The organism is Micromonospora sp. CA-249363 (assembly GCF_050950185.1).
Lineage (GTDB): Bacteria > Actinomycetota > Actinomycetes > Mycobacteriales > Micromonosporaceae > Micromonospora.
Window position 1 is genome coordinate 1,198,878 of sequence record NZ_CP192020.1, and the last position, 21,599, is coordinate 1,220,476.

A 21,599-nucleotide genomic window follows, 5' to 3' on the forward strand; every position below is an offset into this window, starting at 1 on the left:
GTGCGCCCCGCGCCGTCGCGCGGGCGGGTGACGCGGGTCCTGATCCACCTGGGCATGCTGGGCCTGAGTCAGATCGGTGTCACCGTCGCGGCCTTCGCCACCCAGATCCTGCTGGCCCGCAGCCTCCCGCAGGCCGCCTTCGGAACGATGACCGCCGCCCTCGCGGTGGTGTCGCTGACCGCGCCGTTGGCGGTCTTCGGCGTCTCCGAACTGTGGTTGCAGCGGTTCGGGCAGGAGGGGGAGCGGGCCTACCGCTGGGTGGGTCCGTCGCTGCGCCTGGTGCTGGTCACCTGTGTGCTGATCGTCGCCGCCACGCTGGCGTGGGCCGCCGCCGAGATGCGTGATCCGGCCGAGGGAGGAGTGCGCGCCCTGCTGGCCTGTGTGGTCGTCGCGCAGGCCGGTCTCGCGCTCGTCGCATCGGTGCAGCAACTGCGCGGCGCGTACGCCGGGCTGTCGGTGTTGCAGGCGGCACCGCACCTGGGCCGCGTCCTGGTGGTGCTCGCCGTGTGGCTGTTCGGGCTGTCGGTGCTGGCGGCCGCGGCGGGGTACGCGGTGGTCGCGGTGCTGACCGTCGTGGCCTGTGCCGTCGTCATGCGGCCCTTCGTCCGGGGCGAGATGCCTCTGGAAGGGCACACGTCCAGCGGTGCGCCACCCGGCCCGGTGGTGCCGGTGGCCGGGGTCGCCCGGGCCGCCACTCCGTTCGTGCTGGGCAACGTGTTCTATCTGCTCGGCATGTACCTGGGCACGGTGACCGTGGCCGAGGTGCGCGGTCCCGAGGCGGCGGCGGTGCTGTCCGTGCCGATGTCCGTACTGGCCGCCGTGTACCTCGTGCCCCGGGTGGCGTTCCAGCAGTACTTCCTGGCCAAGCTGCACCGTTGGTCGCAGACCGACCGGGACGCGATCCTGATGGCCTACCGCTACGGCGGCAGCGGGATGCTGGCGCTGGGCGCGGTCATCGCGGTGCTGGTGGCGGTCTGCGGGCTGCCGGGTCTGCCGTTCCTGCTCGGCCCCGAGTACCGGGAGTCCGCGACGGTCCTGGCCGTGCTCGCCCTCGCGATCCCGTTCCGGTTCGCCGGCGCGGCGGTGGCCTCGCTTCTCACCAGCGGTGGCTTGCTCCGCCGCAAAGTCGTCTATCAGGGGGTGGGCGCTCTGGTGTTCGTGGTGGCACTGGCCGTCGCCACACCACTCTGGGGCATCATGGGTGCGGCGGCGGCAACCGTCGTGGCGGAGATCGTCCTCTGTGCTCTGTTCTGGATCGCGGTCCGCCGTCGGGTCGTCGGCGACGCCGATCTGCCGTCGTGGCACGATCTGCGCCAGCGTCTGACAAGGGGGGCCTCGCGTGCGTCCTGAACCGAGTGCGGCCGCTCGGCGTCCCCTCGTGGTCGGGTACTACGGCATGGAGAACGTCGGGGACAACGCCTTCTGTGTCGTCCTGGACTGGGCGACCCGCACCTACTGGGGGGCCACCCATCCGGTCTTCGCCGCACCGCCGATGGTCGACCTGCCCGAGGCGAGCGCGGGCCTGAGCCCTCGGTGGTACCGCGGCCACGGGGCTACGAACCGGGCGGGGGCCCTGCTGAGCAAGGCAGCTCTGCTGAGCCGCTCCTCGATGCTGCTCTTCGGCGGCGGCTCGGTCTTTCGGGACATGGGCCCGCTGAGCGAGAAGAAGATGTTCGCCCTCTTCAGCCGGTTCTCCGGGCATCCGATGGCGGCGGTGGGTGTCTCGATCGGCCCGTTCCTGTCCGCCGCCGCGGAGCGTCGCCTGGTCGAGGTGCTGAAGCGCATCGACGTCATCGGGGTCCGCGACGCGGCGTCCGCGGAGGTCCTGCGTCGCGCGGGCTACCCGGGCCTGCTCATCCCGGCGGGCGACCTCGCCGGCCTCCTGCCCGAGGCGCTCGGCGAGCCGATCCCACCGCGCCGGCCCCGGCCGACTCCGGGCGCCCGGGCCCGCCTCGGGGTGACCCTGCTCGGCGTGGACTACGAGGCTGCCGCGCCGGACGTACGGCGGCGTGAGGACGCCCTGATCGAGGGCGTACGGGCGCTGGTGCTCAAGGAACCGGTGGACGTCACCGTCTTCGTCTTCAACACCCACGACGAGCACGGCGACGAGCAGGTCAGCGAGCGGCTCCGCGCGGCGGTGTCCGGTGCCTGCGACGTGCGCGTGGTGACGGCGCGTGACGGCGTTCGGGCATGCTGGGACGAGATGAAGCAGTGTGACCTGGGGTTGCACATGCGATTGCACGGTGCGGTCTTCGCCTATCTGGCCGGCGTGCCCTTCGCGCTGGTGCCGTACCAGCAGAAGTGCGACGACTTCCTCGACGACATCGACCAGCCCACGTCGCTGCGACTCGCCCGGGTCCCCGAGGACCCTGCCGAGGTCACGCGCGTGCTGGCCGGCATGCTCATCGACGACGCGGTGCCCGGCCTCACGCGGGCGGAATTCGCCGAGCGGGCGCGTCGGAACTTCACCGAGGCGCCGTGGGCGCTTCGTGCGGTAGCGGATACCTCCGCAGGGTGACCGAGCGGGTGTTCATGCGGGAGCGCGAGCCGGTCGTACCGGCCGCGCCCCGGTCGCCTGCCGTCGTGCCGGTGACCCCCGCGCCGGTGCGACCGCGCCGGGCGGTGCTGGCCGTGGCGCTCGCGCTGGTGGTCGTCGCGCTGCTGACCACCGGTATCGCGGTGGCGTACGGCATCGAGCGCAAGCCGCGGGACGCCGCCGTCCCCGCCGTCCCGACCGTGCCGGTGCCCACGGTGTCCCGGGCGCCGGCCCTGCGCGACCTGATGCCGTCGACGGTCCGGGTCGGTTCGGCCGCGGACGGCCGCTGGATGAGTCTGGACGCCGAGTACAGCGAGCTGCTCGGCTCGGAGTTCGACGCGATCACGCCCGAGAACGCGATGAAGTGGGGAAACCTCGAGCCGTCGCCTGACGTGTACGTCTGGGCCGGCGCGGACCAGCTGGTCGACTTCGCCGAACAACGCGGCCAGGCGGTCTACGGCCACACCCTCCTCGGGCGGACCGATGTGCCGAAGTGGGTGGATGGGCGGTGGTCGGCGGAGCAGCTCCGGACGGCGCTACGGGATCACGTGACCGCCGTGGTGTCCCGTTATCGCGGACGGGTGTGGGCGTGGGACGTGGTCAACGAGGCGCTCGACGAGGACGGCTCGCTGCGCGACTCGCTGTGGCTGCGCAAGCTGGGCCCCGGCTACGTGGCCGAGGTGTTCCGGTGGGCACACGCGGCCGACCCGGGCGCGCGCCTGTTCATCAACGACTACGGCGTCGAGGGTCGGACGCGTAAGGCCGATGCGCTCCTCGACCTGGTGCGCGAGCTGCGCCGCGCCGGCGTACCGGTGGACGGGGTCGGGTTCCAGAGCCACCTGCGCTGGGACGAGCAGCCCCGGGACATGGTGGGCAACCTGCGGCGGTTCGCGCAGCTGGGCGTGTCGGTGGCGATCACCGAACTCGACGTACGCGTCGCTCTGCCCGAGACCGCCGCCAAGCGGGAACGTCAGGCGGCGCTCTACCGGCAGGTGCTCCGGGCCTGCCTCGCGGTCCCCGCCTGCGTCTCGTTCACCGTCTGGGGCTTCACCGACGCCCGGAGCTGGATCCCGAGCTACCACGCGGGTTACGGTGCGGCTTGCATCTTCGACGCGGCCCTGGTTCCCAAACCGGCCCACGCCGCCCTCATCGACGAACTTCGCCGGATTCCATCCCCCACCGGAGCCGGCCCCGGCCCGGGCTGAGCCCACCTGTTCGCTGCCGCCGTAAGACGCAGTGCCGCCCTCCGGATGTCGACGACATGCGTCGGTGAAAGGAAAACCGTGTCCGCGCAGACTGAGTTCCTGACGGCTGTCACCTCTCAGCAGGCACCGAGGTTCGACCCCGACCTGGGGGTGATCACGCCGCCCTCCAACGGCATGGCCCGGTCCGTGTTCGCGCGCCCCGCACCGCGGGCCAACTGGCGTCGGCGGTACGTGGCCTGGCTGGTGCTGCTGGACGCGCTCGCCGCGCTGGCCGCCAGCCGGACGGTGGTAGCCCTGCTGGACGAGGCCGACGCCGGATTCTGGGACCAGCGGGTCCTGGGCGACATCAGCTCCTTCACCCTGGTGGCGAACGTCGGGGTGCCGCTCGGGTGGCTGGTCCTGCTCGTCGCGGCCGGGGCGTACGACCGGCGTGTGCTCGGGCTGGGCACCGAGGAACCGAAGCGGGTCGCCCGGGCCAACCTCGCGATGGCCGCCATGGTGTCGTTCCTGGCGCTCGGATTCAAGAAGGATCTGTCCCGGGCGACGGTCGCCGCCATCATCATCTGCCTGCTGCTGTACACGCTTGTGGCGCGGTTCCTCGCGCGGGTGGTGCTGCGCCGGATCCGCCGTACCGGGCGGGCGGCGCACAAGGTACTGCTTGTCGGTCGCCTCTCCGACGCGCTCGCCCTGCACGAAGTGGTGACCCGCAACTACGGCGCCGGACTGCACCCGGTCGCCATCCACCTACCCCGTCACCCGAGTCCGGGCGCGCGGGTGACGGCCCCGGTGCCCGTCTACGTGGGCTGGGACCTGGTGCCGCTGGTCCAGCAGCTCGGCGCGGACACCATCGCGGTCTGCGGCCCCGCCAGCCTCGAGTCGTACGAGCTGCGCAAACTGGCCTGGCAGCTGGAGGGCACGGGCCTGAACCTGGTGGTGGTCCCGCAGGTCACCGACGTCACCGGTCCCCGCATCCACGTCCGGCCGATCGAGGGTCTTCCGCTGCTCAACGTGGACGAGCCGACCATCTCCGGCCTGTCGCTGCTGACCAAGAACGTGCTCGACCGGGTCACCGCCCTGATCGGTCTGGTCGTCCTGAGCCCGGTGCTGCTCGCCATCGCCGTGGCCATCAGGGCCAGTGGCCCGGGGCCGGTGATGTTCCGTCAGACCCGGATCGGCCACGAGGGCCGGGCGTTCAAGGTCTGGAAGTTCCGGACCATGTACATCGACGCGGAGGAGCGGCTCGCGGCCCTGCGGGACCGGAACGAGAGCGACGGACTGCTCTTCAAGATGAAGGACGATCCGCGGGTCACCCCGATCGGCCGGCACCTGCGGGCGCTCTCACTTGACGAACTGCCTCAGCTGATCAACGTGCTGCGGGGGCAGATGTCCCTGGTCGGTCCACGCCCACTACCCACCGAGGACGACGACTACCGAGGTGACGTACGCCGGCGGCTGCTGGTGCGGCCGGGCATCACCGGTCTCTGGCAGATCTCCGGCCGCTCGGACCTCACCTGGGACGACGCGGTCCGCCTCGACCTGCACTACGTGGACAACTGGTCGCTCGTGTACGACCTCGCGATCCTCTGGAAGACGGTCAGCGTCGTGCTGGCCCGCAGGGGCGCGTACTGACGACCGTCCCACCTGCCCTACGACGACGGGCGGCGGCCTCGCGGCCGCCGCCCGTCGTTTCCTTCCGTCCGGCCGCCCGCTACTTCCTGGTGCCGAGGCTGACGATCTCGCCGACGGAGTCCCGCCGGACCGCGTCGTAGAACGTCTTCACCCGTGCCTTGTCGGCGAACACCACGCTCTCCGACCCGACCTGCCCGGTGCCCTTGGTGGGACTGGTCAGGAACGTCATGTTGCCGCCTCGGACCCCACGCAGCTGCGTCGCCATGTCCAGCAGGGACAGGTCCTTGTCCACCGAGACGGAGCTCGAGGTGGCCTTGAGGAAGTCGTTGAGCTTCACGGGGTTGGTGATGATGCCACCGGACGACGCCTTGTCGATGATGGCGCGGATCACCTGCTGCTGGTGGCGGATCCGGGCGAAGTCGCCGTCCGCGAACTGCTTGCGCTGACGTGAGTAGTCCAACGCGGTCTCACCGTCCATCCGCTGCACGCCCTGCTTGAAGGTGCGGAACGGTTCGTGGATCGAGGTGAAGCTCTTCTCCGAGTCGATCTCGATGCCGCCCAGCGCGTCGATGATCTCCTTGAAACCGGCGAAGTCGATCACCGCCACGTGGTCGACCCGGACGCCGGTGAACGACTCCACGGTCTGCACCATGAGCGGAATCCCACCCCACGCGTAGGCCGCGTTGACCTTCGCGTCCCGGCCGCCGTGCTCGCCGTCCTTCGACTTGGGCACCGGCACCCAGGTGTCCCGCGGAATCGAGATCAGTTGTGCGCTCGACCGGTCCTTCGGCAGGTGGGCGATGATGATCGTGTCGGTGCGCGACCCGCTCGTCCGCTCCGGGTCACGCGAGTCACTGCCCAGGATCATGATGTTCGTGGCGCCCGTGACGACCGGCTGGGGACGCGACTCCTCCGGCACGCCGTCGAAGGCGTCGACCCGTTCGATGTCCGACTCGACCGACCGCAGGTAGAGCCCGCCGGCCACCACACCGCCAGCACCCAGCACCACAAGCACCAGCAGACTGATCAGCAGGACCCGCCGCCACCGGCGACGCCGCCGCGGAACCTCCGGCGTTGTCTGCTCGGTGGGTTCAGCGGAACCGGCGGCGTCGATCGTCGGTTCCGTCCCGGGCTCCGAGGCCCGTTCGCGATGTGGCATGGGCGCGATGCTACTGAAGCCGATTCGTCGCCGCGTACCCTCGTGCGTCTGGTATCACCCGGTGCGAAACGCGCCCGCCCCCATCGGTCCGATCGACCGACCGGTCGGGTACCCCGGCGACGGTGTCGGCGTGTCATGGTGATCGGGTGCGGCTGACCTCGATTCACACGTACCCCGTCAAGGGTTGTCACCGGCTCGACCACGACGGCGCGTTCGTGCAGCCGTGGGGCCTGGCCGGCGACCGGCGCTGGATGGTGGTGGACGCCGACGGCGTCGGCGTCACCCAGCGGGAGACGACCCGCCTGGTCGGCCTGCGTGCCACCGTGCGCCCGGGCGGCCTGGTGCTGCGGGCCGACGGGCGGCCCGACCTCGACGTGCCGGAGCCGGCCGGCGGCGACCCGGTCCAGGTGCGGACCTTCCGCAGTCGGAAGACCCCGGTCCCCGCGCTACACGCCGGTCCGGCCGCCGACGCCTGGCTCGGCGCGCTCCTCGGCCGGCCCGTCCGGCTCGTCTGGTTGGCCAGTCCGACGCGACACGTGCCCGCCGCCGAGCGCGAGTACGACACCGGCGACCAGGTCAGCTTCGCCGACGCCTACCCGCTGCTGCTGACCAGCACCAGCTCCCTCGACGCCCTCAACGGCTGGCTCGCCGACGCGGGCGAGGAACCGGTGCCGATGACACGGTTCCGGCCGAACCTGGTCGTCGACGGCGCGCCGGCCTGGGCCGAGGACGAGTGGGCGGGCCGGTCGCTGCGCATCGGCGACGTGCGGATGCGCGCCGCCGGGCCGTGCGACCGCTGCGTGGTCACCACCACGGACCAGGAGACCGGGGTACGCGCCAAGGAGCCCCTGCGCACCCTCGGCCGCTACCGCAACGTCCGCCAGAAACTCCTGTTCGGACTGAACCTGGTGCCCGTCGACAGTGGAGAGATACGAATCGGCGACGGGGTCATCGTCGAACCCTGACCGACCAGCGGTGGAACCGTCACCCTCCGTCGATGCTCCCTTAGCTTTCGCTTAGCGGCCTTGTCCGGCCGTACGCCGTTCCGGCAGCATCGCGACGTGACCGACGGAAGCGCTCCCGGCGACGTCGAGGGTCCCGCCGTCGTCGTCAAGGACGTCGACATCGAACTCGACCTCGACCGTGCTCCGGACGACCGGCCCGCGTCCTCGTCCGGCCCGTTGCCCTGGCTGGTCGCCACCGGCGTCACCGTCCTCGCGGCGGCCCTCGGACTCACCCTGACCCTGCGGTCGGGCTCCACCCCGGCCTGCGCCGCCGGACGGACGCTCGCCGCCGCGCCACCCACCGGCACCGCCACCCACAGCGGCAAAGCCACCTTCTACGACTCCAAGGGCACCGGCGGCAACTGCTCGAACCCGGCCGCCCCGGCCAACCGGCTCTACGTCGCCCTCGGCCCCACCGAGTACGCCGCCGGTGCCGCCTGCGGCGGATTCCTCGACGTCACCGGCCCGAAGGGCACCGTCCGCGTCCTGATCATGGACCAGTGTCCGGAGTGCGAGCCGGGACACCTCGACCTCTCCCGGGAGGCGTTCGCCCGGATCGCCGACCCCGTCCAGGGCCTCGTCCAGGTCACCTACCGCGCCGTGGTCAACCCGCCGCTGCCCGGCCCGCTGACCTTCCGCATCAAGGAGGGCGCGTCGCAGTTCTGGTTCGCCGTCCGGATCGGCAACCACGGCAACCCCCTGCGCGCCGTCGAGGTGCGCCAGGGCACCAGCGGCCCGTGGCGCGCAACCGCCCGCCAGGACTACAACTACTGGCTCCTGGCCTCCGGCGCGGGTCCCGGCCCGTACAGCGTGCGGGTCAGCGACGTGTACGGCCACCGGGTCACCGTGTCCGGCATCCGCATGACACCGGGCCAGGTGCAGACGAGCGTGGTGCGGATGTACGAGCGCGGCGTCGTCGCCACGACCACGCGTCCGCCCACGACGGCCCGCCCACCGGTCGCCCGACCCAACGGCACCCCGACACCGGCCCGGCGCGCCGACAAGGTGGCCGTGGCGAGCGCGCCCGCCACCCCGGCCGCCGACGGACCCTCCACCCGACCGGCCGGAGCAACCGCCCGCTGGTGCGGCTGAACCGCTCCCGGTGCCGTCACTCAGTCGGTCGGCGTCAGGTCCAGCCACATCAGGATCTCGTCGCGGTCGTCGCCCGGCGCCACCCGCAGCGCGCCCGGCAGACGACCGATCTCCCGGTACCCGAGGCGGCGGTAGAACCCGTCCAACCCCAGCCCGTCGCGCACCGTCACGTGCAGCGCCTCGTGACCCATCTCGCGGCCCAGCCGGGCGGCCTCGCGCATCAGCGCCGACCCGTAGCCCGTGCCCTGGGTGTCCGGGTGGACCATCACCCGCTTCAGCACACACCAGTGCGCCTTGAGCCCGAACCGGTTGTCGCAGAAGATCAGCACCGCGACGGGCCGGTTACCGTCGTACCCGACGAGAAGCCGGTCCGGCCCGTCGGCGATGCCCGCGAACGTCGGGTCGGCGATCGTACGGACGTCGGTCGCGGTGACGGGCGGGACGAATCCCACCGCGCCGCCGGCGTTGCTGACGTCCACCCAGAGGGCGACGATCTCGGCGCGCAGCCGCGGGGTCAGCTCGGGATCCAGGACGAAGCGCAGACTCACGCGCCCATCCTGGCCGGTCGACCGGGCTGGCGGCCCACGACCGTGACGCGTTCGACAGCCGATCTGTTGTGGGGCCGACGGGATTCGAACCCGCACTGGTGCGGACCTAAACCGCATGCCTCCTGCCGTTGGGCTACGGCCCCTTAAAACTGAACTCCACCAGCTTCCACGGCCATTCCGGCCGACCAGGCAGCCGTCGGCCGATCCGGAAACCCGTTGGAGTAACCGCCTCAGGATCGTAGACCACCTCGGGCGCGGCGGGTGCAGTCCGTCGCTGGCCGGCGTAAGTGGAGGTCTGACTGTGGCAGTTCGGGCACAGCAGCCGCAGGTTGCAGGGCCGGTTGTCGAGGAAGTCACCGTTGATGTGGTCGACGTGCAGCGTCAGTGGTCGTCCCTGCCACGATGATCCTGTCCCGCACACCTCGCAGCTTTCGGGAAGACCGATTGTCGCCAGGGCGCGCTTGAGCCGGAATCCCGGGATCCGGCGAGAGCCCTCGGGTCGTACGACCATCAGCTCGATGGGGGACAGCCGGCGCCACCGTACGCCCCGGTTGTGTGCCTGGCCGGTGAAGTGGGACGTGTCGATGCCGAACTTCTTGAGCTGGCGGCTGACGTGCGCGTGCGAGCCGCCGCTGACGCGTACGCCGAGCATCCGCATCACCTCGGTGATGTTGCGGGCGGTGGCGGCCGCCTCGGCGAGCAGCTCCGGTGTGTATTTGTATCGGACCATTGACGGACGGTAGCGGCCCGGTGCGACAGTCTCAGTCGAGTCCGAGGTCGCGGCGGAGCTTGGCGACGTGTCCGGTGGCCTTGACGTTGTAGAGCGCCCGCTCGATCTTGCCGTCGCCGTCGATGACGAACGTGGAGCGGATCACGCCGGTGACGGTCTTGCCGTACAGCTGCTTCTCGCCGTACGCCCCGTAGGCGGTGAGCACCGACTTGTCCACGTCCGACACGAGCGGGAACGTGATGGCGTCGCGGTCGCGGAACTTGGCCAGCTTCTCCGGCTTGTCGGGGGAGATGCCGACCACCTCGTAGCCGGCCGCCTGGAGCGAGGCGAGGGAGTCGCGGAAGTCGCAGGCCTGCTTGGTGCAGCCGGGGGTCATCGCGGCCGGGTAGGCGTACAGCACCACCTTGCGGCCGTGCAGGTCGGCGAGGGAGAGCTGGTCGCCGGTGTCGGTGGGCAGGGTCCATTCGGGGGCGGGGTCACCGGGGGAGAGGCGATCGGGCGCGGTCATGGCCCGACCCTACCGCCGGGCGTGCCGGTGTCGGCGTCGGCGGCGCGCCGGCCCGTGTTCCTCGCAAGCGGGGTCCGCCAGCCCTCGACATCAGGGAGAGCACCCCGGCGAAGTGATCAAGACCATGCGTTGTTGCCAGAGTCTGGCAACAACAAGTCGCAGGAAATAGGCTGACCCCGCCGGGTCCGGTCGGGTCCGCTGACGCGTGGGAGGTCGCGTGGAAACACTGGCGATGCACATCTCGAACGGGATCATCGACGGTCCCGTGGCAGCGGTCTTCGCTGCGCTCGCTCTCGTCGCGCTCACCTACTGCGTCCTGCGCGGCCGGCGGGACCTGGACGATCGGCTCGCCCCGATGGCCGGCCTGGTGGCGGCGTTCATCTTCGCCGTCCAGATGCTCAACTTCCCGATCTTCACGGCGGGTGTGAGCGGTCACCTGCTCGGTGGCGCGCTCGCCGCGATGCTGGTCGGGCCCTGGGTCGGCGCGCTCTGCGTGGCCGTGGTCCTCGTCGTACAGGCCCTGATCTTCGGCGACGGTGGGGTGGCGATGCTCGGCCTCAACATCACCAACATGGCGCTGCTCGGCACCGCCGCCGCGTACCTGTTGATCGCGGTGCTGCTGCGGGTGCTGCCCCGGACGCGGGCGGGCCTGGCGGTGACGGCGTTCGTCGCGGCCCTGGTCAGCGTGGTGGTCGCGTCCCAGGGCTTCGTCGTGCAGTACTGGCTGGGTGGCACCACCGACCTGGGCAACAACCTGGCCGGCCTGGCCGGCACGATGGCCGGCGTCCACGTGCTGATCGGCATCGGCGAGGGCCTGATCACCGCGACCACCGTGCTCACGGTCGCGAAGGTCCGCCCCGACCTGGTGTACGCGCTGCGGTCCCTGCGTACCCCGACCACCACCACCCCCGCCGTCCCGGTCTCCGGAGGTGTCCGATGAAGAACCGTTCCTGGGTTTTCCTGGCCGGCGGCCTGCTGGTCGCCCTGCTGCTCGCGGGCGTGGTGAGCAACTACGCCTCGTCGCACCCGGACGGTCTCGATTCCTCCCTGCTCAAGGGGTGCACCGTCGACGCCGACGACAACATCGTCGGTGGTAGTTGCCCGGCCCAGCAGGCCAAGGACCACGAGTTGGGCGACAGCCCGCTGGCCGACTACGGCGTGCGGGGTGTGGAGAACAGCTTCCTCTCGACCGGCCTCTCCGGTGTGCTCGGCGTGTTGGTGACCTTCGCCATCGGCCTCGGCGGCTTCTGGCTGCTGCGCCGCCGGGACACCGGGTCGGGCACGGCCGACGGCGGCACGTCCGCCGAGGGCGCGGCGGTCGGCGCCGGTGGCGGCCGTACCGGCACGAGCGACTGAGCAGGGGGTACGCGATGGGCGCCGGTCACGGGCACGTGCTGTACCGCGAGTCGGCCTCGCCGGTGCACCGGCTCCCGCCCGAGGTCAAGATCGTGGCGATGGTGGTCTTCACGGTCGCCGTGGTGGCCACTCCGCGCGAGGCGTTCTGGGCCTTCGGGGCGTACGCCCTGCTGGTGGCGATGGTGGCGGCGCTGGCCCGGGTGGGGCCGCGCTGGCTGCTCAGCCGCGCGTTGATCGAGGTGCCGTTCGTGCTGTTCGCGGTCGCGCTGCCGTTCCTCGGCGCGGGCGAGCGGGTCGAGGTGCTGGGTCTGCGGTTGTCCGAGGACGGTCTGCACGGCGCGTGGAACATCCTGGCCAAGGGCACTCTCGGCGTCCTCGCGTCGCTGCTGCTGGCGGCGACCACCACCACCCGGGATCTGATCGTCGGGCTGGACCGGCTGCGCTGCCCGCAGATCCTCACGCAGATCGCCACGTTCATGCTGCGCTACCTCGACGTGTTGGTGGGCGAGGCGCGGCGGATGCGGGTGGCGCGTATCTCCCGGGGCGACGACCCGCGTTTCCTGTGGCAGCTCCGTGGCTTCGCCGCCGGTATCGGGGCGCTGTTCCTGCGCGCCTTCGAGCGCGGTGAGCGGGTCTATCTGGCGATGCTGTCGCGGGGCTACACCGGGCGGATGCCCGCCGTGTGGCAGGGCGACGGCGCTGCGACCGCCGGTCAGTGGCTGGTCGCGGCGACCGTGCCGGTGGTGGCGGCCTCCATCGCCGCGACCGCTGTCGTGCTGAGATGATCGGAGTCGTGCAGACCGCCCTCTCGCTGGACGTTCGTGGCCTCCGGTACGCGTACCCGGACGGGCACGTGGCCCTGCACGGCGTGGACCTGGCGGTGCCGCGCGGCGACCGGGTGGCGCTGCTGGGCCCGAACGGGGCCGGCAAGACCACCCTGGTGCTGCACCTCAACGGCATCCTCACCCCGGCCGAGGGCAGCGTGAGCGTCGGTGGCCTGACGGTCAGTTCGGACCGGGCGACGCTGGCCGAGGTGCGTCGCCGGGTGGGCATCGTCTTTCAGGACCCGGACGACCAGCTCTTCCTGCCCACGGTGGCGGAGGATGTGGCGTTCGGGCCGGCCAACCTGGGGTTGCGCGGGGCGGAGTTGGCGGCCCGGGTCGACGAGGCGCTGGCGGCCGTGGGGATGAGCGAGCACCGGGACCGGGCCCCGCAGCACCTGTCGTTCGGGCAGCGCCGCCGGGTGGCGGTGGCGACCGTGCTGGCCATGCACCCGGAGATCCTGGTGCTGGACGAGCCGTCGTCGAACCTGGACCCGGCGGCGCGCCGTGAGCTGGCCGAGATCCTGCGGGACCTGCCGGTGACCCTGTTGATGGTCACCCACGATCTGCCGTACGCGGCGGAGCTGTGCGAGCGCTCGGTGATCCTGGACGGCGGCCGGATCGCAGCGGACGCACCGACCCGCACGCTGCTCGGCGACGCCCCGCTGCTGGCGAAGCACCGCCTGGAGCTCCCCTACGGCTTCACCCCGCACCTCTGACCAGCCCCGGAGATCCCCGCGATCTTGCACTTTCTGTCCTGGCAAATCACGCAAAGCCCCGCACTTCGACAACACAAAGTGCAAGATCGCGGGAGGTCAGGGGGCGGGGGCTCGGGCTGCTGTCCGGGAGGCCGCGTGCAGACGCAGGACGCCGGCGGCCGTCGCGCCGACGCCGGTGATCAGGACCGCCGCCACCATGACCCGGGCGATCGCGGGCGACCAGGGCACCGGGGCGACGGACCGGGCGAACACGGCGGCGTTCGCCACACCGGCGAAAAGCGCCAGGCACGCCCCGGCCAGCGCCACCGCGAAGTCGGCGGCCGGGCGGCGGGTCAGCGCGTACCAGCCGGCGGCGATCGCGCCGAGGCCGGTGAGCAGCGACCAGATCTGCCCGGACAGCAGCCCGGACAGCACCCCGCCGATCCCGTGGGCGCCCGCGTCGATCTCCCGTCCCACCGGGTAGACGACCGCGACCGCGCCGCCGACGACGAGCAACGCGCCGAGCGCCGCCAGGGCTCGCGCGCCGGCGGGCGCGGCGGCGGCGAACAGGCCGAGCGCGCCGACCGCGAGGAGGCCGACGATGCTCACCGCCCACCAGGTGTACGCGTCCGGCGGCGGCACCCAGTCCAGGGTGCCGCCGATCGTCAGCGGGTCGGTGCCGTCGCGCAGCGGTACCGTCCAGTCCCGGACGCGGTGCTCGCGCTCCGGCGCGGCGCGGACCTGCGCCGGTGGCGTCGACTCCGGCCACAGTGCGCGTTGGTCGTGCCAGCGGGCCGTGGACCCGTCGTCGATGCGCCGCCAGGACGGTGGCGCGGCCGGGTCGGCCTCGGCCGGGAGCGCGGTGTCACCGGCGAAGGTGCGGTTCAGGTAGGTGGCGGGGGAGCGGCTGTTCTCGTAGACGCCGTCGGGACCGATCCGCAGGTACGGCTCGCCGGAGTAGCCGATCACCTCGACCGCCCGGCCGGTGTCGTTGGTCAGTTCCAGGCGGGCGCCCGCCTCGATGACCCGTACCGTGAGGCCGGGCCGGGCCGGTGTCACCCCGGTGACGCGGGCGCGGTAGTCGGTGCCGTCCGGGGCGTCCGCGCCGTGTGCGGCGGCGGGCGCCGCGGTGAGCAGCGTCGCCGCGCACGCGGCGGCGGCGATGAGGCCGGCGCGCGCCAGGACGGTACGGATCACTTGCCGGCCGCCGCCACGGCTGCCGTGAGGCCCTGCGGGGTGCGGTCGGCGAGCGGCTGACCGTTGACCAGGATGGTGGGCGTGCCGGTGACGTCGCTGCGGCTGGCCTCCTCGGTGACGTGCTCGGTCCACGTCTTGTACGTGCCCTCCTTCACGCAGCCGCCGAACGAGCCCCGGTCCAGTCCCACGCCGACGCCGATGTCGACGAGTTCGTCGTCGCTGAGCCCGGCGCTGCCCTCGGGGGGCTGCTTGGCGAAGAGCGCCTTGGCGTACTCGCGGAACCTGCCGCCGGCCGCCGCGCAGCCGGACGCGGCCGACGAGCGGGTGGAGTACTCGGTGGTGGAGAAGCGGTTGAGGTACGCGACCGGGTGGTACACCACCTTCGCCTTGTTCTCGGACGCCAACTGCTCCAGCGTCGCGCCGCTGCTCTGCTCGAACTGGTTGCAGACCGGGCAGAGGAAGTCCTCGTAGACGTCGACGGTGACCGGCCCGCCGCCGGTGACGATGCCGGTGCCGGGCTCGTTGGCGCCGGGCGGCGTGGTGAAGGTGTCCGAGCGCTGGCTGGACCAGACACCCCAGCCGATCAGGCCGGCGATGACCAGTACGGCGACGGCGGCGGCGGACACCCAGATCGTGCGGCGGCGGCGTCGTTCGCGGGCCAGTTGCTCGCGGACCACCCGGGCCGCGTCCCGCTGACCCTTGCGACTACTCATCCTCGTCCTCCACGACGGGCTCGGCGGACAGCCAGCCATCCACCGAGACGGGCGTACGGGGCCAGAACATCAGAAATCCGGCCAGTACCAAGAATCCCAGGTCCCGCAGGATCTCCGGGAGGTAACTCGGTGCCTGCCCCTCGGCGAGCTGGCCGCCGCTGCCGAAGCAGCCGCAGTCGATGGCCAGGCCACGCGCCCAGGCCGAGGAGATTCCAGCGATGAAGACCAGCAGCAGGGCCGTCGAGATCGCCGCGGTGAGCCGGGTGGCCAGGCCGAGCAGCAGGAGCACGCCCAGGGCCAGCTCGACGAAGGGCAGCGCCGCGCCGATCACCGTGGCGGCGTCGTACGGCAGCACCTGGTACGCGTTCACGGCCCGACCCGAGGCGGCCAGGTCACCGACCTTCGACGCCCCGGCGACGAGCCAGACGGCGGCGAGGCCGAGGCGGGCCGCCGTGCCGAGCCAGGGCCGGACGGCCGCCCAACGGCCGACCCGCGCGGGGGGTGCAGTCACGCTCATTTGTCGTCCCGTCCTCGCCGGAAGTTCCCGGCTCAGCCGGTGCGGGCGTCGTCGACCGCCTCGACCAGCTCGTCGCGGGCGCGGGCGACCCGGGACCGGATGGTGCCCACGGGCACTCCCTCGACGGCGGCGGCCTCGGCGTACGAGAGACCGAGCAGTTGGGTGAGGACGAACGCCGCACGTCGCTCGGGGCTCAGCCGCCGTACGAGGTCGTCGGCGCCGAGCTGTCCGGCGTGGTCGGGGTGCGGACGGTCGGTGTACGCGTTCGCGGCCAGCCGCTCGTCGAGGCGACGTCGGCGGATCACCGTGCGCAGGTGGTCGGCGCAGGCACGCCGGGCGATGCCGAGCAGCCACGTACGGGCGCTGGACCGGCCCTCGAACGCCGGCAGTGCCTTGAACGCCCGCAGGTACGTCTCCTGGGCGAGGTCGTCGGCGCTGTCCGGGCCCACCAGGGCGGCGGTGAAGCGCCAGACCTCGGCCTGGGTCAACCGCACAAACATCGCCTGGGCGGTGGGGTCGCCGTCGCGCGCGGTCAGGGCGGACTCGGTCGCCGGGTCCGGGGCGGCGTCACCGGACGGACCGCTGGGGCCGGCGGGGCCGGTGTCACGCGGGACGGGGATCACGACAAACCAGGTTACGCGGTGTCAGGTGTGGCGTCAGGGTCCTTCGGCCCGGGATGGTCTGCGACACGTCGGGAACTTTTCGTCGTCGTCAGCCGACTACCTGCTCATGACACGCGACCTCTCCCGCGCGGCGCTGGCGGCTGAGCGGAATTGAGCTGTTCGCCCGACTCGGCTCGCCGAGATCCACTGGGGTCGGCGACCATGGCAGGCATGACTGTCGCCCCCCGCCGCTGGGCCGGCCGGTTGGCTGCCGCCGCCGGCCTCCTGGTCACCGTCGTCGCCCTGTTGATCGCGCCAGCCACCCCGGCCAGCGCCCACGCGGTGCTGTCGAGCAGCAGCCCGGCCGCCTCCTCGGTGGTGCCGAACGGCCCGTCCGAGGTGGTGCTCACCTTCAGCGAGTCGGTCCGCAAGGTCCCCGACAAGGTCCGGGTGATCGCTCCGGACGGCTCCCGGGCCGACCGGGGTGAGCCGTCGTTCGCGGGCGCGGTGGTGACCATCCCGGTGGATCCGGCCGCCGGGCGCGGCACCTACCTGGTGAGCTTCCGGGTGATCTCCGCCGACAGCCACCCGGTCTCCGGCGCGTTCACCTACTCGGTCGGCGCGCCCTCGACGCCGCCGGTTGACTCCGGCAACGACAGCCGCGCCAACCCGGTGGTGGGCACGGCCGTGAAGGTGGCCCGGTTCCTCGGGTACGCCGGTCTGGTGCTGCTGGTCGGGCCGGTCCTGGTGCTCGCCGCGCTCTGGCCGCAGCGGCTCTCCCGGCGGGGACCCTCCCGGCTGGCCTGGGCCGGTCTCGGCCTGACGGCGCTGGCCACTCTCGCCGACCTGTGGTTGCAGGTGCCCTACACCGCCGGCGGTGGCCTCTTCGACGTGTCCGGCGCGGGGTTCGGCAGCGTCTTCGGCAGTACCTTCGGCGCGGCCCACCTCGTCCGGCTCGGGCTGCTGGCCGCGGCGGCGTTCCTGCTGCGGCCGCTGCTGGAACGTCCGGCCGGCCGTACCGACGCGATCATCCTGGCGGTACTCGGCGGGGCGGCCCTGCTGACCTGGCCGCTGGCCGGGCACCCGGCGGCCTCCCCGGCGCCGGCGGTGTCCGTCGTGGTCGACGCGGTCCACCTGGGCAGCATGGCCGTCTGGCTGGGCGGCCTGCTCATGCTCGCCGTCTTCCTGCTGCGCCAGGCCGACGAGCGGGAGTTGAGCGCGATCCTGCCCATCTGGTCGCGCTGGGCGGCGCTCGCCGTCTCGGCGCTGCTGCTGGCCGGCACCGTGCAGGCGTTGATCGAGGTGGCGACCCCGGACGCGCTGTTCAGCACCACCTACGGGCGGCTGCTGCTCGCCAAGATCGGACTCTTCGCGATCGTGATCGCCGTGGCCGCGTACTCCCGGCAGTTGGTCCGTCGGCGGGTGGCCGCGCAGCGACCGGTGCCGGTGCGCCGGGCGGTCCTGGTGGAGCTGGCCGTCACCGCCGTGGTGCTGGCCGTGTCCGCGACCCTGGTGCAGACCACGCCCGCCCGTACGGCGGCGGCCGAGTCGTCCGGCGTCTCGGCCGGACTCTTCACCACCACCCTGAACAGCCCGCTCTTCTCGATGCAGGTCGAGCTGAGCCCGGCCGAGCGGGGCAACAACTCGGTGCACCTGTACGCCTACAGCAAGGACAACCTGCCGCTGCCGGTGGTGGAGTGGCGGGCGACCGCCGCGCTGCCGTCGGCCGGTATCGAGCCGATCGACGTGCCGTTGCTGCCGTTGACCGACAACCACGCGTACGGCGACATCAGCCTGCCGGCCGCCGGCGAGTGGCAGCTGAAGATCACCGCTCGCACGACCGACATCGACCAGGCCACGGTGACCGCCACCGTGCCCATCCGTTAGAGAGGCCCACGACACCCATGACCCGACTCCGGCGTACCGCATCCGCCGCTGCCGCCCTGGCGTTCACCGCCGTCGCCACCGCCGTGCTCGGCTTCGCCGGGCCGGCCTCCGCCCACGTCACGGTGAACCCGAAGGAGGCGACCCAGGGCGGCTACGCCCGGGTGGCGTTCCGGGTGCCCAACGAGAGCGACACCGCCTCGACCACCAAGCTCGAAGTGGTGCTGCCGGAGAACGCCCCGGTCGGCTCGGTGTCGACCATTCCGGTGCCCGGCTGGACGGTGGCGGTGGAGAAGCGCAAGGTGGAGCCGCCGATCGAGGTCCACGGCAGCCAGATCACCGAGGCGGTCTCCAAGCTCACCTGGACGGCCACCGGTGACGCGGCCGTCAAGCCGGGGCAGTTCCAGGAGTTCGGCGTCTCGATGGGGCCGCTGCCGAAGGTCGACAAGATGGTCTTCAAGACCCTCCAGACGTACTCCGACGGCAACGTCTCGCGCTGGATCGACGAGCCGCAGCCGGGCGGCGAGGAGCCGGAGAAGCCGGCCCCGGTGCTCACCCTCACCGCTGCCGCGCCGTCGGCGTCGGCCGCCGCCCCGGCCGCCGCGGCCGTCGCCGACAAGGACGATGACGACGACGAGAGCGACGGCGCCGCGATCGGCCTCGGCGTCGCGGGTCTCGTCGCCGGCCTGGCGGGCCTCGTACTGGGCGGGTTGGCGTTCGCCCGGACCCGCCGGGAGCCGGCCGCCAAGGCCTGATCCCCTCGCCCACCCGCTGGCCCGCCGGAAAATCCGGCGGGCCAGCGTGCCTTCCGGGACCGAAGACGTCCGTGCCGTGGATATCCCCTGATCAGCGGGCGTACGTCGGTAAGGTCGGCCGGGTATCTGGCTACGGAGGGGGACGGTGCGAATGCGGTTCGTGCGGGTGATCGCCGGAATGCTGCTGTTGGTCATCGGAATTCCGGCGCTGCTCGCCGGTGGCGGGCTGTGGCTGGTCGCCCGGCACGCCGATCCCGGTGGGGCCTTCGCCGCCCGGTTCGAAACCGTCCGCACACCCGGTCACGCGGTCGTGGTCACCGACCTCGACCGGCTGCTGCGGCGGGAGGCGCCCTTCGCCCGTGGCACGCAGACCCGTCTGCGGCTCGACGCCCGGACGCCCGACGGCCCCGCCTTCGTGGGGCTCGCGCCGACCGCCGAGGTGCGCCGCTGGCTGGAACCCGTGCCGTACGCCTCGGTCCGCCGGGTGGCGCTGTCCCGGGGTCCACTACCGGTCCGCACGGACGCGGCGGTCCCACCCGCGGCCCCGGCCGCCGACGCGGTCCGCCCGCCGCTGGGCCTTCCGTTCTGGGTACGCGAGGGCGTCGGCACTCTCGAGTGGAGCGCCGACGACCTCACGGGCGAGCCGATGAGCCTCGTGGTGATGCGCCCGGACGGCCGTGCCGACGTGACGCTGGATCTGCGCGCCGAACTGCGCGCGGGCTGGGTCGGCCCGGTCGCCTGGGGACTGCTGGTGGCGGGTGTGCTGCTGGTGGCGTGCGCGGTGCTGCTCCTGCTGCGCCCACCGCGTCCGCGTGAAGTGGTCTTCGTGGTCGAGCCGGACCAGGTGCCGGTCCTGGCGGGCCGGCTCGGGGTCACCTCGCTCAGCGGCCTGGGCGCCCGCGATCCCCGTCCCGCCAGGTCGGTACCGGCCGTGCGGCAACTCGCCCCGGTCGGCTCGGGCGTGTCCGAGTGGTCCCGGTCGGCGATCGGCGCGGAGCCGTCCCGGCCGGTCACCCTCGCCGACCTGGAGGCCCCCGGCGCGGTGCCCCGGCCGGCGGACGCCGCCCCGCTCGCCCCGCCGCCGGAGGTGGCGTTGAGCCTGGCATGGCCGCCGACCGACGCCGAGCCCACGGGACGGCCGGTGTCGGGGAGCTGAGCGGGACGGCCGGTGTCGGGGAGCTGAGCGGGACGGCCGGTGTCGGGGAGCTGATGCGGCGAGTGGCCCTCCGCGCTGCCGACGAGGAGGGCCACTCTCACCGGGGGAGCGGTGCTACCAGAGCGACGCTTGAGGTAAGTGGGTCCAGATTAGCGGCGATGGTCGCTACTGGGGAGTTCTGTCCATTTGGTGCGACTTCTCCAGGGTGCGGGTCGGCTGGGTGACCCGGATCGGCAGGACCACCAGCAGCAGCAGGCTGAGCAGCACGTAGCCGTTGCGCAGCACGAAGTCGACCGGATCGTCGGTGCGGACCGGGGCCACACCCCAGTCGTGGAACGACACCACGCCGTAGATGATCAGCGCGGCGGTGCCGATGGCGAGCCCGGCGAGCCACCGCCGTCGGCGGAACTCGGCCGGCTGGTTCGCGCTCAACGCCGCGTCCGTCAGCAGCACGACCGCCGGCACGAACCAGTAGATGTGGTGTGTCCACGTGATCGGGCTGACCAACGCGCCGACCAGGCCGGTCAGGGTCAGGCCGGTCAGCGCGTCACCGGCGCGCGCCGCCCGCACCGCCCGCCAGAGGCCGTAGCCGGCCACCACCGCGACCACCAGCAGCCACAGCAGCCGGTCCGGCTTCTCCGGCGCGGTGAACCGGCTGAGCAGCCCGAACAGCGACTGGTTGCCGGTGTAGTCGGTGCGCCCCACCCGATCGTTGTCCCACAGTTCCTGCGTCCAGAACCGCCACGAGTCGTCGGGCGCGACCGCTGCCGCCAGCAGGGTCGCCGCCGCCGCGGTCGCGCTCGCCACCGCGGCCGCCCGCCACCGGCGCGTCGCCAGCAGGTACACGATGAAGATGCCCGGAAAGAGCTTCAGCGCCGTCGCGAGTCCCACGCCGACCCCGGCCCAGCGCCGCGCCTGCGGTACGGCGAACAGCAGGTCGGCCAGGATCAGCACGACCAGCAGCATGTTGATCTGCCCGAACGTGATCGTCTCGCGGGTGCTCTCCACCGCGAGCACCAGCAGTACGGCGACGGTCAGGGTGAACGTCCGGGGCAGGTCGTGGCGGGCGATCACCGGCGTCACCAGCCACCGGGTGGTCAGCACCACGGCCGCGACCGTGAGCACCGTGAAGATCGCCACGGTGACGCCGAGCCGGAGCAGGCCGAACGGCCACAGCAGCAGCGCGCTGAACGGCGGGTACGTGAAGTACAACTCACCCTGCACCCGGTCCGGCTGGACGTAGTCGTAGAGCGGATGCCCGGCCGTCCACCAGTCCATCGCCGACATGTAGATCTTCAGGTCGAAGAAGTTGTGCACCAGACCGGGCAGGTAGAGCGCCGGCAGCACGGCGAGCAGCGCCACGATCGCGACCAGCCGACGGACCGTACGGCCGCCGGGATCGTCGTCGCTGACGGCGGGCGGTGCGATGGGTTCGGCTGGCACTTGAGAAACCCTAGCGGTCCACCCGCTCCGGAGCGCGCAGCCGCCG

22 protein-coding genes and 1 tRNA gene are annotated in these 21,599 nt (G+C 72.3%); 13 read left to right on the forward strand and 10 right to left on the reverse strand.

Translation table 11 applies throughout. The features are described from left to right. Positions 1-27 precede the first annotated feature (27 nt). The 4 genes from ACQPZK_RS05665 to ACQPZK_RS05680 all read left to right on the forward strand — a co-directional run bounded on the left by ACQPZK_RS05665 (position 28) and on the right by ACQPZK_RS05680 (position 5,370). On the forward strand, positions 28-1,350 hold the full coding sequence (locus ACQPZK_RS05665) for a lipopolysaccharide biosynthesis protein (protein ID WP_433537279.1): 1,323 nt from the start codon (positions 28-30) through the stop codon (positions 1,348-1,350). Then, positions 1,340-2,518, forward strand: a complete 1,179-nt coding sequence (locus tag ACQPZK_RS05670; RefSeq protein ID WP_433537280.1) for a polysaccharide pyruvyl transferase family protein — start codon at positions 1,340-1,342, stop codon at positions 2,516-2,518. The genes ACQPZK_RS05665 and ACQPZK_RS05670 overlap by 11 nt, the downstream gene beginning before the upstream one ends. Next, on the forward strand, positions 2,515-3,741 hold the full coding sequence (locus ACQPZK_RS05675) for an endo-1,4-beta-xylanase (RefSeq protein ID WP_433537281.1): 1,227 nt from the start codon (positions 2,515-2,517) through the stop codon (positions 3,739-3,741). Before ACQPZK_RS05670 ends, ACQPZK_RS05675 begins: the two co-directional genes overlap by 4 nt. Before the next feature lie 174 nt (positions 3,742-3,915). Further along, positions 3,916-5,370, forward strand: a complete 1,455-nt coding sequence (locus ACQPZK_RS05680) for a sugar transferase (protein ID WP_433539115.1) — start codon at positions 3,916-3,918, stop codon at positions 5,368-5,370. Between the two features lie 79 nt (positions 5,371-5,449). On the opposite strand, the gene ACQPZK_RS05685 is transcribed toward ACQPZK_RS05680, so the two are convergent. Continuing rightward, the gene (locus ACQPZK_RS05685; RefSeq protein ID WP_433537282.1) at positions 5,450-6,529 is read right to left on the reverse strand and encodes an LCP family protein; all 1,080 of its coding nucleotides are present in this window, start codon (positions 6,527-6,529) and stop codon (positions 5,450-5,452) included. Between the two features lie 146 nt (positions 6,530-6,675). On the opposite strand from ACQPZK_RS05685, the gene ACQPZK_RS05690 reads away from it, so the two are divergent. Together ACQPZK_RS05690 and ACQPZK_RS05695 are read left to right on the forward strand one after the other, a co-directional pair. Next, positions 6,676-7,494 carry an MOSC domain-containing protein gene (locus tag ACQPZK_RS05690; protein ID WP_433537283.1) on the forward strand — a complete coding sequence of 273 codons (819 nt, stop codon included), beginning with the start codon at positions 6,676-6,678 and terminating at the stop codon, positions 7,492-7,494. A gap of 96 nt (positions 7,495-7,590) precedes the next feature. Continuing rightward, a complete protein-coding gene (locus ACQPZK_RS05695; protein ID WP_433537284.1) occupies positions 7,591-8,625 on the forward strand; it encodes an expansin EXLX1 family cellulose-binding protein in 1,035 nt (344 codons plus the stop codon). Positions 8,626-8,645: 20 nt separating this feature from the next. On the opposite strand, the gene ACQPZK_RS05700 is transcribed toward ACQPZK_RS05695, so the two are convergent. The 4 genes from ACQPZK_RS05700 to bcp form a co-directional block, all read right to left on the reverse strand. Further along, a complete protein-coding gene (locus ACQPZK_RS05700; RefSeq protein WP_433537285.1) occupies positions 8,646-9,173 on the reverse strand; it encodes an N-acetyltransferase family protein in 528 nt (175 codons plus the stop codon). Positions 9,174-9,242: 69 nt separating this feature from the next. Continuing rightward, positions 9,243-9,316, reverse strand: a tRNA-Leu gene (locus ACQPZK_RS05705). Then, positions 9,307-9,903 (reverse strand): hypothetical protein, encoded by a 597-nt coding sequence (locus tag ACQPZK_RS05710; protein WP_433537286.1) that lies wholly within the window; start codon positions 9,901-9,903, stop codon positions 9,307-9,309. Before ACQPZK_RS05710 ends, ACQPZK_RS05705 begins: the two co-directional genes overlap by 10 nt. A 31-nt stretch (positions 9,904-9,934) precedes the next feature. Continuing rightward, entirely contained in the window at positions 9,935-10,411 is a 477-nt protein-coding gene (gene bcp, locus ACQPZK_RS05715) for a thioredoxin-dependent thiol peroxidase (protein WP_433537287.1), read from the reverse strand. 217 nt (positions 10,412-10,628) lie between these two features. Between bcp and ACQPZK_RS05720 the strand changes: the two genes are divergently transcribed. From ACQPZK_RS05720 to ACQPZK_RS05735, 4 genes are read left to right on the forward strand one after another with little or no spacing between them, the layout of a single operon-like run. Further along, entirely contained in the window at positions 10,629-11,351 is a 723-nt protein-coding gene (locus ACQPZK_RS05720; protein WP_433537288.1) for an energy-coupling factor ABC transporter permease, read from the forward strand. Next, positions 11,348-11,767 carry a PDGLE domain-containing protein gene (locus tag ACQPZK_RS05725; RefSeq protein WP_433537289.1) on the forward strand — a complete coding sequence of 140 codons (420 nt, stop codon included), beginning with the start codon at positions 11,348-11,350 and terminating at the stop codon, positions 11,765-11,767. Before ACQPZK_RS05720 ends, ACQPZK_RS05725 begins: the two co-directional genes overlap by 4 nt. A 14-nt stretch (positions 11,768-11,781) precedes the next feature. Further along, positions 11,782-12,552, forward strand: a complete 771-nt coding sequence (gene cbiQ, locus ACQPZK_RS05730) for a cobalt ECF transporter T component CbiQ (protein ID WP_433537290.1) — start codon at positions 11,782-11,784, stop codon at positions 12,550-12,552. Beyond that, positions 12,549-13,307: an energy-coupling factor ABC transporter ATP-binding protein gene (locus ACQPZK_RS05735; RefSeq protein ID WP_433537291.1), complete on the forward strand. Its 759-nt coding sequence runs from the start codon at positions 12,549-12,551 to the stop codon at positions 13,305-13,307. The genes cbiQ and ACQPZK_RS05735 overlap by 4 nt, the downstream gene beginning before the upstream one ends. Positions 13,308-13,403: 96 nt before the next feature. On the opposite strand, the gene ACQPZK_RS05740 is transcribed toward ACQPZK_RS05735, so the two are convergent. From ACQPZK_RS05740 to ACQPZK_RS05755, 4 genes are read right to left on the reverse strand one after another with little or no spacing between them, the layout of a single operon-like run. Then, entirely contained in the window at positions 13,404-14,483 is a 1,080-nt protein-coding gene (locus ACQPZK_RS05740; RefSeq protein ID WP_433537292.1) for a hypothetical protein, read from the reverse strand. After that, positions 14,480-15,196: a DsbA family protein gene (locus ACQPZK_RS05745; protein ID WP_433537293.1), complete on the reverse strand. Its 717-nt coding sequence runs from the start codon at positions 15,194-15,196 to the stop codon at positions 14,480-14,482. The genes ACQPZK_RS05740 and ACQPZK_RS05745 overlap by 4 nt, the downstream gene beginning before the upstream one ends. Then, positions 15,189-15,713 carry a MauE/DoxX family redox-associated membrane protein gene (locus ACQPZK_RS05750; protein ID WP_433537294.1) on the reverse strand — a complete coding sequence of 175 codons (525 nt, stop codon included), beginning with the start codon at positions 15,711-15,713 and terminating at the stop codon, positions 15,189-15,191. Before ACQPZK_RS05750 ends, ACQPZK_RS05745 begins: the two co-directional genes overlap by 8 nt. A 32-nt stretch (positions 15,714-15,745) precedes the next feature. Beyond that, entirely contained in the window at positions 15,746-16,336 is a 591-nt protein-coding gene (locus ACQPZK_RS05755; protein WP_433537295.1) for a sigma-70 family RNA polymerase sigma factor, read from the reverse strand. A gap of 201 nt (positions 16,337-16,537) precedes the next feature. On the opposite strand from ACQPZK_RS05755, the gene ACQPZK_RS05760 reads away from it, so the two are divergent. From ACQPZK_RS05760 to ACQPZK_RS05770, 3 genes are all read left to right on the forward strand, one after another. Next, complete coding sequence (locus tag ACQPZK_RS05760; RefSeq protein ID WP_433537296.1) at positions 16,538-18,202, forward strand: copper resistance CopC/CopD family protein; 1,665 nt, start codon at positions 16,538-16,540, stop codon at positions 18,200-18,202. A 17-nt stretch (positions 18,203-18,219) separates the two neighbouring features. Then, a complete protein-coding gene (locus ACQPZK_RS05765; protein WP_433537297.1) occupies positions 18,220-18,954 on the forward strand; it encodes a YcnI family copper-binding membrane protein in 735 nt (244 codons plus the stop codon). Between the two features lie 151 nt (positions 18,955-19,105). Next, positions 19,106-20,110 (forward strand): hypothetical protein, encoded by a 1,005-nt coding sequence (locus ACQPZK_RS05770; RefSeq protein ID WP_433539116.1) that lies wholly within the window; start codon positions 19,106-19,108, stop codon positions 20,108-20,110. Positions 20,111-20,275: 165 nt separating this feature from the next. On the opposite strand, the gene ACQPZK_RS05775 is transcribed toward ACQPZK_RS05770, so the two are convergent. Then, complete coding sequence (locus ACQPZK_RS05775) at positions 20,276-21,553, reverse strand: glycosyltransferase 87 family protein (RefSeq protein ID WP_433537298.1); 1,278 nt, start codon at positions 21,551-21,553, stop codon at positions 20,276-20,278. Positions 21,554-21,599: the final 46 nt, after the last annotated feature.